Origin of the sequence: Roseburia sp. 1XD42-34 (assembly GCF_009917385.1) — a bacterium.
In the GTDB taxonomy this organism is placed as follows: Bacteria; Bacillota; Bacilli; order Bacillales; family Amphibacillaceae; genus Virgibacillus.
The window spans coordinates 1-11,887 of the sequence record NZ_QWLJ01000064.1; the positions used below are offsets into that span (position 1 = coordinate 1).

Here is an 11,887-nt window from a genome sequence, read left to right on the forward strand (position 1 = left end):
ATTTCAATCCACGCACCTATACAAGGTGCGACAGCGATTTTTTCCTAAAAGTTTACAAAAAACATTAAAAAATGACCTATTAAAAAGAAAAATATTATAAACCAATCTTAATAACATGTATTTTATACCAAATATTGGAAAAAATTAATGAAATAATGGTGCGAATACCCTGGGGTTTTTATGTGCACTTCAGGTTCGCACCAAAACAATCAAATAATTTTAATCTCTGTAACCTCGCACCGAGCTCTATAACTCTTTAATAAATTTCCACAGCTTCGTCAGTTTTTCCACATTTTCAACAGGATTCACACTTAATTCACTTAGTAGTTGCTGCTCTTTCATATGTTTTACGGTTTGCAATTCTGAATCCGTTAATGTGAAATCATCTTTTATAGTAAAATTTATGGGGTGTTTGGGTTGATCAATCAGACCTAGTAAATAATCTGTGGAGACGTCGAACAGCTTTGCTAGTGTTCGGATAGTTTCAATAGATGGTTCGTTTTTTCCTTGTTCGTAGTAGCCATACGCACTTGTAGTTATGTTTAATTTTTCGGCAATATCTTTTTGCCCAAACCCGTTTTCAACTCGTACATCTGTTAAACGTTCACTAAAGCTGTACATGTCTTACCCCCTTTAAATGGTGTTTTAACAGAATTATACAATTAGAAATTGGGTGTTTTTGTTTTAACAATTAAAAATTGGGGATAATCGTATGTTACAACGGGGGGTTGTTGTAAAAGGTAATATTTAAAACTTCTGGCGATGGAGAACTATGCCATAATTTCATATATAGCTGTGGTGTCAAAATGATATGGCGTCATGAAGTAAGTATTTAGCTGAAGGTGTTTATAAATTGGAGAATTAAACAAGGTTGCACGTAATTTACAATTCCATTATTTCTTGCTTATCCACTGTTCATTTCCTTTTTTAAAAATGTCCAAAAACGAACAAGTTTGTCTACATTTACGATTGGATTATCTTCCATTTCAGCGAAAAGCTGCTTTTCTTTCATTTGTTTAACAACAGTCAATTCTGATTCAGTTAGAGAAAAATGCTCTGTTATGAAAAAGTTAATTTGATGTGTTGGAGTATCAATAGTACCAACCAGATAATCTGTGGAAACGTTATATATTGTTGCTATTTTTTTCAAGGTGTTAATGGAAGGTTCGTTTTTTCCTTGCTCATAGTATCCATAAGCACTTGCCGTCATATTTAACATTGCGGCTATTTCTTTTTGACTGTACCCAGCTTCTACTCTTAAGTCTATTAATCGTTCGCTAAAGCTATACATATTTTCACCTCCTAAAAAATGATTTAAAAAAATTATACAAGCTAAAATTGTTTGACTTGATTTAATCAATTAAAAATTGTAGTATAATACCTATAACAATAAAAAGTTGTGGGAAGGGAGAGGAAAGTAGAAGTGAGTAAGAATTTAGTGTAATGGTCTGGAACATCAAAAATACTTTTAAAAAATATTTGGATTTTTTGGGGGGAAGTATATGTCAGATGTTATCGTTTCATACGAAAAATTGAAAGCGTTTGTAGTTAATAAATTTATTGATGTTGGGGTTGCTGAATCCGACGCTTCAACAGTAGCAGATGTACTTGTCCACGCTGACCTAAGAGGGGTCCACTCTCATGGGGTGTTAAGGACAGAGCATTATGTTAACAGAATCAAGGCAGGAGGGGTAAATATTTATCCTTGTTTCGAAAAGGAGCTGACTGGAGCATCCACTGCAAAAATTAACGGAGATAACGGGTTAGGTCATATTGTTGCAAATGCATCCATGGAAACTGCGATTGAACTGGCGTTACAAACAGGAGTTGGTGCAGTAGTTTCTTATAACAGTAGTCATTGTGGTGCTTTATCTTATTTTGTAAAGCAAGCGGCAGAAAAAAATTTAATTGGCATGGCAATGACCCAAGCTGATAAAATGGTTGTGCCATTTGGAGGAAAAGAAAAATTTTTCGGAACCAATCCAATTGCCTATGGGATTCCAGCAAAACAATACAAACCTGTTATTCTTGATATGGCTACCAGCAGTGTTGCCTTTGGAAAGGTACTTCAAGCACGTGAAATAGGAGCGAGGATACCAGAAAGGTGGGGAGTAGATAAAAACGGAAAACCAACAACAAACCCCCATGAAGCAGAAGCGCTACTTCCTATGGCAGGTGCGAAGGGTTATGGGTTAGGGATGGTAGTTGATGTGTTTTCGGGACTACTTGCAGGTATGGCGTTTGGACCGCACATTAAGCCAATGTATGAACAATTAAATGAGCTACGTAAATTAGGCCATTTTTTTATGGTTATAAATCCCTCTTCTTTTACCGATAAAGAATATTTTTTACAAAGTATGGATCAAATGATTAACGAATTGCATGAAATGTCTCCGATAGAGGGGTATGAAAAAGTAATGGTTCCAGGGGAGCCAGAACAGCTAAAAGAAGAAACACGACTTAAAGAAGGTATTCCTATAGCTGAATCTATTTACAAATATCTTACGGAAAATAGTTAATTTATTGAGGGAGGGAAAAACAATGATTAAAATCAAATATGTAATGTTGATAAGTACGCTAGTCTTATCTTTATTGCTTATTGCGTGTGGGAGTGGTAATAAGGAAAGTGGAGAAGGAGAACAAACCTTGAAAATTGCTCATTATTTTGCAGAAAGCCATCCACAACATATAGCATTAGAAGAAAAATTCGTTCCTGCTGTAGAAGAAGGGACAGATGGTCGGTTGAAGGTAGAAATATATCCTAATAGCCAATTGGGTGCGGAAGAAGAGTTTACGAATGGAGTTCGTAATGGTTCAATCGAGATGGTTATTGCAGGAATGGGTCTTCAATCAGCAAGTCCCAAAATAGGTGCTTTAGAATGGCCGTTTCTATTTGATAACTATGAGGAAGCTAGAAAGGTATTAGACGGAGAAGCTGGTTCAGAAATAAAAGACGAATTCAAAAAGCTAGACGTGGAACCACTGGAATGGACGGTGAATGGATTTCGAGTAATATCGAGTAATCGTGCTATAGAATCAATGGAGGACTTTAAAGGGCTTCAACTTCGTATGCCGGACTTTGATATGTTTGTTAGGACAGGAGAAGCATTAGGCGTAAGTGTGCAACCAATGCCTTTATCCGAAGTGTTTACCGCTCTAGAACAAGGCGTCATTGATGGTCAGGAAAATCCCTATGCTACTTTAAAAGAATCTGGATTTTATGAGGTACAGTCTCATGTTTTAGAATCAAATCACATGTTCAGTCCAAATATTTACCTAATGAATGCAGATTTCTTTAATACACAAGATGAACAAACTCAAGAAGTTATTCGCGACGCAGCCAAGAAAGCAGCTGACTATCAATGGGAATTAGCAATAGAATCGAAAGAAGAGATTAAACAAGAGCTGCAAGCTGAAGGGATGACCATTATTGAACCTAGTGAAGAATTGAAACAAGCTATGGTGGAAGCGATGAACCCGTTATATGAAAAGCTCTATGAAGAATATGATTGGGCTGAGGAATTGAAAAATACAATTGAAGCAAGTAAGAAGTAATCAGCTTTAAAAGAATAGAAACTCATTGTCTAAGACCTGAGCTTATTAGTAGGAGTGAGTAGGAAATGAAAAAACTGAGTAAGGCAATAAACGCATTATTAAATGGTTCCATTGTGCTTATTCTTTCTGTAATGGTGTTACTTGTGTTTTTAAACGCAGTTATGCGCTATTTGTTCCATTCTGGGATAACTTGGTCGGAAGAGCTTTCACGTTATTCTTTTGTATGGCTTGTTTTTCTAGGGGCTGTGGTAGCTTTTAAAGAAGGGTCCCATATTATCGTGGACTTAGTAGTTAGCAAACTCCCTGAAAAAATTCAAAAAGCAACTTTTTTATTAACTAATATTTTCATTATTGGAATAATGATTTTGTTTTTAGATGGACTAACTGGTTTAATGGAGTTGAATAAAGGTGCTAAAGCACCAGCTTCAGGAATTCACCTAAATACTCTATATATAGGAGGGGCGTTAGCTTCCGTTTCTATTATTGGAATGAGTATCTATCAAGCCATTCAGGTCCTTTTCTTTAATAAAGGAAAACCTGCTTGGATGTTGGATAAAGCATCCATGTCAAATGGTGGTGATTTCAAATGATTTGGGTATTTTTAATATCTTTATTCCTACTAATATTGCTAGGAGCTCCAATTGCATTTGCGATGATGATTAGTGGCGTAGTAATGATGCTTGGGATGGGGATATTTGATACAGTTGTAATTGCTGAAAATTTAGTTAGTGGCGCAAATGATTTTGCGCTTATGGCGATACCTTTTTTTATACTGACAGGTGAAATAATGAATGCTGGTGGGGTTTCGAAGAGAATTGTGGATTTTTCCATCTCCATTGTAGGGCATATTCGTGGAGGTCTTGGATATGTAACTATCTTTGCAGGAGTTATTTTTGCAGGACTTTCTGGTTCCGCAGTAGCCGATGTAGCCGCTCTAGGTGCGATTTTAATACCAATGATGGTTGCTAATGGATATGATGTTAAACGTTCAACAGGTTTATTAGTTTCTACTGGTATTATTGGTACCATTATTCCACCAAGTATCCCTTTAATTTTGTTTGGTGTTATAAGTGGAGTTTCCATCACTAAGCTATTTATGGGAGGCATTGTACCGGGACTGTTAATTGGTATTGGTTTAATGGTTGCTTGGTATTTTGTTTCCCGAAAAGACGATACCGTAGTATTTGATAAAGCAACATGGAAAGAACGTTGGTTAAGTGCAAAACGTGCTTTTTTAGCATTAATATTGCCACTATTCATTATTATTGGACTACGCGGTGGTGTTTTTACGCCAACAGAAGCAGGTGTCTTTGCAGCCATGTATGCTTTAGTAATTAGCTTTCTTTATAGAGAAATCTCTATAAAGAAGTTACCGGCAGTGTTTATTAATACTGCTAAAACAACTGGGGTTGTGTTATTTTTAGCTGCTGCAGCAATGTTAACAGCTTATGTGATTACAATAGCACAAATTCCTACCCAATTAGCTTCAGGCTTTGGGGGGATTACAGATAATCCAACTGTATTATTATTACTTATTATGTTGTTTTTATTAATTGTTGGCATGGTGATGGATATGACACCTGCTATATTGATCTTCACACCGGTACTATTGCCTATTGTTCAAGGGGCTGGGATAGATCCTATATTCTTTGGAGTTATGATGGTTATTAATTTATCCATTGGTTTAATTACACCGCCAGTTGGGACAGCTCTCTATGTTGGAGCAGGTATAGCAAAAGTTAGCATTATTGATGTTACAAAAGGAATTTGGCCATTTTTACTTGTGGAAATAATCGTGCTGTTCTTACTTACGTTATTTCCAGAAATTATCACAGTACCTTTAGAATGGATGGTGGATTAATATGGCAGTGACATTTAAAGGGATTATACCTCCTGTATCGATCATGTTTGATCAGCAAGGGAAGTTTGACCGGGAGAGTATGGGGAAGGTTATTGACTTTTTAATTAATAGTAATGTAGATGGTTTATTTTTCCTTGGGAGTGGTGGAGAATTTACACAACTAACGTCTAATGAGCGAAAAGAAATAGCTGAATTTGTTATCCAATATGTGGACAACCGCTTGCCAGTTTTAATTGGAACTGGAAGTACAAATACACGAGAAGTAATTGAACTCAGTCACCATGCATTTCATCAAAATGCGGATGGAGTTGTCGTTATTAATCCTTACTACTGGGGATTATCTGAAGAGAATCTTTATCTCCATTACCACGAGATAGCAAATGCTGTAGAAGGACCAATTTTACTTTATAATTTTCCAGCTTTGACGGGGCAAAGCATCCCGCCTCATGTGGTTCTTCGTCTTGTAAAAAAGCACGAGCATATTGTCGGTATTAAGGAAACAATTGATAGCACAGCACATATTCGGGACATGATTACAACAGTGAAAGCAGAAAACCCTGATTTTTCCGTGTTAGCAGGGTTTGATGATCATTTATTTCATACGTTAGCTCTTGGAGGGGATGGTGCTATTTCTGCAAGTGTAAACTTTGCAGCACAGATTTCAGTTGATCTCTATCAAGCTTTTCAAACGGGAAATTATAAAACAGCCATTGAGCTGCATCAGAAGTTAACTCAAATACCTACACTATATCAATTAGAAATTCCATTTATTAATGTGGTAAAAGAGGCAACCAAAATGTGCGGTTTGGACATTCCGACCTATGTGCAGCCGCCTGCTAGAATGGTTAGTGAAAAAAAACGAGAGCAGATAAGAAACGTTTTACGACAAATTGGTTTAATCGAGAAGAGGTGAATGGTTTGGATGTTATAACTATAGGGGAAACAATGGTTCTATTCGATCCAGTTTTCGATGGCCCCTTTCGTTATGTGGATACATTCCGTAAACGAATTGGTGGAGCAGAATCTAATCTAGCAATTGGCTTAGCACGTTTAAATAAGAAAGTCGGTTGGATCAGTCAACTTGGTGAAGATGCATTAGGGGATTATGTGCAAGCATTTATCCGAGGTGAGAATGTAGATACATCACGTGTGGTCAGGACTAACAAGGCACAAACAGGAGTGTATATTAAAGAGCGAGTTCGTGAGGGACATGCACGCGTTTATTATTATCGTAAAGGGTCAGCCGCTAGTCTCCTAACGATGGAAAATATAGATTGGGAATATATCAAACAAGCGAAAATTATTCATATTACTGGTATTACACCACTATTAAGTGAAAGTTGCTGGGAAGTTAGCAAGCAGCTTTTCCGCTTTGCAAAACAAAATGGTATCATGACCAGCTTTGACCCTAATATTCGAAAAAAACTATGGGGCAATCCAGTAATTGCCAAAGAACGGCTGTTTTACTTGGCAGAACAAAGTGATATTTTGTTATTAGGCTTAGATGAGGCAGTGACGCTATTGAATACAGATAATATTAATAAAATACTAACCTATTTCCGCCATAAAAATGTAGGCTTTGTTGTATTGAAAGATGGTGCTAATGGGGTGCATTATGCGATGGATGGAAGTGAAAGAGGGTTTATTCCAAGTTACAAGGTGGAGCGTGTTGTTGATCCAGTTGGTGCGGGTGACGGCTTTGCAGCTGGTGTGTTAGCAGCGTTATTAGAAAAGCAGTCATTGGAGGAGGCTGTACGTCTTGGAGCTGTAATTGGTGCAATGGTAGTTTCTACGTATGGCGATGTCGAGGGCTTGCCTGATAAGCAGACTATGGAACAGTTTATGTATGGCAAGCATGATGTCATTCGGTAATATATACAAGCAAGGAGATAGGTGCAATGGTATTTAATCAATTAATAAAATCAGGCATCATTGCGGTCGTACGAAAGATAAACCCAACGAAGACATTATATGTTATTGATTCATTAGTAAAAGGGGGGATTACAGGCGTTGAAATTACCGTTGATTCAGAGAATGCATTTGCTTTAATGAAAGAGGTAAAAGAAAAATATGGTTCTGATGTAATTGTAGGTGCAGGAACAGTTTTAAATGAAACTGCTGCATCTAAGGCAATAGAGGCTGGAGCTGAATTTATCTTTGCTCCTACATTAAATAAAGAAACGATTGTAACGGCTAAAAAGCATGGGAAAATTGCTATTCCAGGTGTGATGACGCCTACGGAAATAATCCGAGCCTGTGAATGGGGAGCGGATGCCGTAAAGATCTTCCCAGCCTCGGTATTAGGCTCGACATTTATTAAAGAGGTGAAAGCTCCTCTTAGGGATATCCCAATTATCCCTACAGGAGGGATTGATCTAGAAAATGTAGTAGACTACATTCGTGCTGGTGCATCGGCGATAGGGGTTGGTAGCTCTTTATTAAATAAGCAGTATGTGGAAGACAATAAATGGCAAGCACTGACTGATGTAGCAAAGCAATTTGTAGAGATAGTGCAATATGCGCGTGGATAGGAATAATAAGCAATGTTTAAAAAGTGTGAAATAGAAAAAGTAGAAATCAGAGACATGAGTACTTATATGAACTCTTTATTTGATCTTCAGTGGGAGTTATAAACTAACTCCCACCATCTTATCTTCTTGAAGAAAGTATCATAAAAGACAAAATAATAGTTAGAACGAAGAACGGGGTTTGTGAAAGCTTTCCTATAAGGCGGATGGTAATAGCAATGCCTTTAATATAGGTTAAATTGATTGCCCTTTTGAACAGGGCGGTCTGTGATTTTTTATAAGATTAGCGTATCATTTTTATTTGCATCTAAGTTTAATTCTTTTTCCCCGTCTATTTTGACAGATAGCTTTTTTACACCATCTAAAAGCCCTTCATCAGCAGTTACTTCATATTTTCTTACCTTTAATTGCTTCTCTTTGTTAAAGTAAAGCATCCCCTCTTCATAACTCTCCCCTATAGTGAATTAAACTATTTTTAGAACCATTGATTTAGTTCAAAAGACCTATTTTTATGCAATGTTAATTTAACCAAAGGTAAAAGGCGTCGTCAAGCTAATTTCTGTTAATTTTTGTATTTTATCCCGTATGTAAGACTCATACTTTAGGAGTTAGATAATCTATACAGCAACAAGTCTAAGTAAGAGATAACAGCACCTAAATGTACTGTTTCGTGCAGGCCTTTCGGACATACCTTTAGGTTACTAACAATCAGTTGGGGATAAATGAAAACCCCTACTGATGAAAGATTCACTTTATGCCTAGAAAGCAGAAATAATGGAAATGATTTCTAAGTTAAAAGTACCTTATTCATATTTATTTAGTTATAAATATTCATATAAAATTAGGAAAATAGCACGTTGTGGATGGATAATTTTAGCATTAAGATGAATATATAGAATAAAATGGCTAAGCTGTGCGTGTTACAGAAAAAATTGGAAATAATACCTTCATTCTATAGGATGAAATTAAGAAGATAAACAGAGGGGGCCACGTAATTCAAAAGTCCGAATTATATTTATTTACATTTGGAAGGGAAGAAAGTACTTACGAAGTGAAGAGTCACTTTAATAAGAGGGAAGAAATAACTGAGGAGTACAAATAGAAAAATGGGGCTTCTACAGTTCAACAACTGAAATATAACTATTCAAAGGAGAAAACAAGCATCTAATTTACTAGAGTGCGAGTTTTAAGGAAACAATACCCACTGAATTTCATTGTTAGGGTAACAAGTAGTTTATTCCAGAATAGGAAAGGGAGATGCGGATTTTTATGACGGAACGTATGCAAAAACAATTAGTAAGTCTCGCTTTAAAGAAAGTAGACCAATTGATCCAATCATACAGCACTGATTTAGACTTGCAAGTCGGTCAGAACGTACGAGATTTTTTTCAGTTGTGCTTGCGTGAAAAGAAGATGCTATATGACATATTTTTAACCCTCAAGAGAAAGCAATCTAATGCTCACATAGAGTGGGATCATGGGATTGTTTCAGTTAACCAAAAAGAAGGTTATTGCACTATTACGTATGTAAATAAGCAGTTTTCCTTGCAGCAAGATAGGTTATTCGAGCTTTTAGCGAATACGATAGAGATTATGAGGGAAGTCCTGCCACTTGGAACGATTGTGGAGCTTGATCCAACCTATTTTAAACCAGATAAAAATAATGCTTCTCCTTCTAAAGTAGTGATTACGGGGCGCTTTGTCAGTCCAAAAAATTATCAAAGTTATTTTCCTTATGTTGGTATTCTATATCCAGTTGGTGAGATCAAGGCGGGAGCGAAAATTAATTTTACCGCACCACTCATAAAAAGAGTGATTCATCGTGGGTATCAGGATGAGATGGAGGAAGCGTTTGTATTCTTAATGAAGCAGGAATTTATTGTTGAAAAAGATATGAACTCAATTGAATTTTCTGAGCATGATATGTCTAAATTACAGCAGGAGATGAATATGGAACTAAAAGTGGGTGGTATGTGATGGCATTATATGATCGCGATTTTTGCCGTGGTCTGTTGTACGGAGGATGGGATTCAGGGATTGTTAACAATTTGAAAGATGCACGTAAGGAAATCAAGCAAAATTTTGCCGATATGGATTTAGAAAATGCATCTGTACAGGAGCATATGGGAGCGATTGTGGATGAGATGGTGAGGGAACTTAATCAATTAATTGCGGAAATAGAGTCCATTCATTTTCGCTAGTTTTTTGATAATGGGAGGGGTTTTGTGGTATCTGGACAAAAAATTAAAGTCGACTTTATAGAACTGCAAAAAATCATTGATGAGTTACGAGCAGCAATCGATGATTTTGAGGGCTATACAACGGATTTTCGCTCTAACACGAGGGATCGGCTTAAATCATTTCATTCGGATTTTATTTCTAAGATGGATGGTTTACTGGATAACATGAATAATGATGTGAATCAGGATTTGAGCAAACAAATGGAAGAAATCCATCAAGCCGGAGTAGCCTTACTCAAGGGAATGAAGGAAGTGGACGAAGAACTTGGGGCGGCCATTGGCGGTGATGGCTCGTGAAGCGTGACTTACAAATTAATTATGGGGTTTTAGATGATATTATTGGCGAACTACGCACATACAAGCGTGCTTTAGAAAAAATGGATCATTCGCTGGATAAAGTGACTGCCTTTATGCAAACAAATGAGGGGAAAAGTGTGGAGGCATGGGACCAAAATATTCACACTTCTAAAGAAAAAATCGCTGATTACGAAATACAAATTGATGACTTATTATCGTTATTTGAAAATTACGTAACAGACACGACGAGATATATTTCACCGATTTCAAGAAATACGATGATGCGTGTGGATCGTAATGACATCTGGGCGAATTTAAAGCAAATAGAGGGCGGGATTACCAATAATCTGTTTAAAGCTTTAAACAAAAGTTATCAGCAACCTGCTTCATTTTTCGGCATGTTTGTTGACCCGACGGATGCAGAAAAAGAAGCAAGTGAGATCAACCGACGCCATATGGAAAGAATTCAAACGAGCATTGAATCAACCCAAAAAAAGCTGCAACGTCATATGGACGAGTTGTGGGATCTTTATCATTCCAAGGTGAAAAGATTTGAAAATGCGGATGATGAATACAATAACTTGGCTGGAAATGTAAAAAGGAAATATACGAATTTCTTTGAAGGCGTATGGGATGTTGTCAGTAGTATAAACAAAGCTGTAGATGATTTGGAAAAAGGATTTGCCAATAGTATTGCAAGCCTGGTCATGGGATTGCTGACCGTTGCCAAGGACACAGGTATTGTGGTCGTATCTGGCATTGTTCCTGACCCCGTTGAACCATCTTGGTTAAAAGAAAGTGCAAATGAAACAGTTGATGCCTATACACAAGCTGCGTTACAATTTATGCAAGACCCTATGCGTGCGGTGGAATCCACTGCCCAAGCCTTCACCGATACCGTGGAAAGAGAAGGTATTATGTATGTCACTGGTGCAACCATCCCTGCCTTAATACCAGGTAGTTGGGCTGTCAAAGGAGTATCAGGAGCTGCAAGACTAGCTGCAGGTGCAGTAAGAAAAGCACCGAAGTTATTAGATGAAAAGCCTTTCAGTGGCAATTACTATCGGGAAAAGATAGATGCAGCAAAAGCCGAAATGGCTAAAATAGCAGATATGTTCTCTTTTGGTGAGAAATATGCAGTTTCAACTGGTGGCGTAAGTTTTATACTTAGAGATAAAGATCTTGAAAATCACGTTAATACGCAGATGGTTAATATGAAGAATGGCGAAGAGGAAAGGGTAGAGAGTAAGGGTACGGGTAATAAGGTTAATGGTCTTAAAGAAATAAATGAAGTAAACTATGGCGATCACTTTACAAAAGGAAAAAGAGGAAGAAAAGAACTTGTACCTAATGTCCGCTATGTGACACAAGACGGGTATAAATACACAACGGATGAATTAGGAAGA

14 protein-coding genes are annotated in these 11,887 nt (G+C 37.1%); 11 read left to right on the forward strand and 3 right to left on the reverse strand.

Features of this window, described 5'->3' with window-relative positions; translation table 11 throughout:
- Window positions 1-246: 246 nt before the first annotated feature.
- Window positions 247-621 carry a helix-turn-helix domain-containing protein gene (locus tag D1839_RS19435; RefSeq protein ID WP_120380226.1) on the reverse strand — a complete coding sequence of 125 codons (375 nt, stop codon included), beginning with the start codon at window positions 619-621 and terminating at the stop codon, window positions 247-249.
- A gap of 283 nt (window positions 622-904) precedes the next feature.
- Window positions 905-1,291: a helix-turn-helix domain-containing protein gene (locus D1839_RS19440; protein WP_120380227.1), complete on the reverse strand. Its 387-nt coding sequence runs from the start codon at window positions 1,289-1,291 to the stop codon at window positions 905-907.
- A gap of 211 nt (window positions 1,292-1,502) precedes the next feature.
- Here D1839_RS19440 and allD point away from each other — a divergent pair, with 211 nt between their 5' ends.
- From allD to D1839_RS19475, 7 genes are all read left to right on the forward strand, one after another.
- Entirely contained in the window at window positions 1,503-2,519 is a 1,017-nt protein-coding gene (allD, locus tag D1839_RS19445) for an ureidoglycolate dehydrogenase (RefSeq protein WP_120380228.1), read from the forward strand.
- Between the two features lie 22 nt (window positions 2,520-2,541).
- Window positions 2,542-3,555 (forward strand): TRAP transporter substrate-binding protein, encoded by a 1,014-nt coding sequence (locus tag D1839_RS19450; protein WP_183030232.1) that lies wholly within the window; start codon window positions 2,542-2,544, stop codon window positions 3,553-3,555.
- Window positions 3,556-3,620: 65 nt separating this feature from the next.
- The gene (locus tag D1839_RS19455; RefSeq protein WP_120380229.1) at window positions 3,621-4,145 is read left to right on the forward strand and encodes a TRAP transporter small permease; all 525 of its coding nucleotides are present in this window, start codon (window positions 3,621-3,623) and stop codon (window positions 4,143-4,145) included.
- Window positions 4,142-5,416, forward strand: a complete 1,275-nt coding sequence (locus D1839_RS19460) for a TRAP transporter large permease (RefSeq protein WP_120380230.1) — start codon at window positions 4,142-4,144, stop codon at window positions 5,414-5,416. The genes D1839_RS19455 and D1839_RS19460 overlap by 4 nt, the downstream gene beginning before the upstream one ends.
- Window position 5,417: 1 nt before the next feature.
- Window positions 5,418-6,329, forward strand: coding sequence for a dihydrodipicolinate synthase family protein (locus tag D1839_RS19465; protein WP_120380231.1), 912 nt, complete (start codon window positions 5,418-5,420; stop codon window positions 6,327-6,329).
- A 5-nt stretch (window positions 6,330-6,334) separates the two neighbouring features.
- Entirely contained in the window at window positions 6,335-7,288 is a 954-nt protein-coding gene (locus D1839_RS19470) for a sugar kinase (RefSeq protein WP_120380232.1), read from the forward strand.
- A 26-nt stretch (window positions 7,289-7,314) separates the two neighbouring features.
- A complete protein-coding gene (locus D1839_RS19475) occupies window positions 7,315-7,947 on the forward strand; it encodes a bifunctional 4-hydroxy-2-oxoglutarate aldolase/2-dehydro-3-deoxy-phosphogluconate aldolase (RefSeq protein ID WP_120380233.1) in 633 nt (210 codons plus the stop codon).
- A 272-nt stretch (window positions 7,948-8,219) separates the two neighbouring features.
- Here D1839_RS19475 and D1839_RS19480 read toward each other — a convergent pair whose 3' ends face one another.
- A complete protein-coding gene (locus D1839_RS19480; RefSeq protein ID WP_158589653.1) occupies window positions 8,220-8,378 on the reverse strand; it encodes a hypothetical protein in 159 nt (52 codons plus the stop codon).
- A gap of 835 nt (window positions 8,379-9,213) precedes the next feature.
- Here D1839_RS19480 and D1839_RS19485 point away from each other — a divergent pair.
- The 4 genes from D1839_RS19485 to D1839_RS19500 all read left to right on the forward strand — a co-directional run.
- Window positions 9,214-9,921, forward strand: coding sequence for a DUF4176 domain-containing protein (locus D1839_RS19485; RefSeq protein WP_158589654.1), 708 nt, complete (start codon window positions 9,214-9,216; stop codon window positions 9,919-9,921).
- On the forward strand, window positions 9,921-10,145 hold the full coding sequence (locus D1839_RS19490; RefSeq protein WP_120380235.1) for a hypothetical protein: 225 nt from the start codon (window positions 9,921-9,923) through the stop codon (window positions 10,143-10,145). The genes D1839_RS19485 and D1839_RS19490 overlap by 1 nt, the downstream gene beginning before the upstream one ends.
- 24 nt (window positions 10,146-10,169) lie before the next feature.
- Window positions 10,170-10,481: a hypothetical protein gene (locus D1839_RS19495; protein ID WP_120380236.1), complete on the forward strand. Its 312-nt coding sequence runs from the start codon at window positions 10,170-10,172 to the stop codon at window positions 10,479-10,481.
- Window positions 10,478-11,887, forward strand: a 1,410-nt coding sequence (locus D1839_RS19500) for a hypothetical protein (RefSeq protein ID WP_286164794.1), incomplete at its 3' end; no start/stop codon positions are given. The genes D1839_RS19495 and D1839_RS19500, both read left to right, overlap by 4 nt.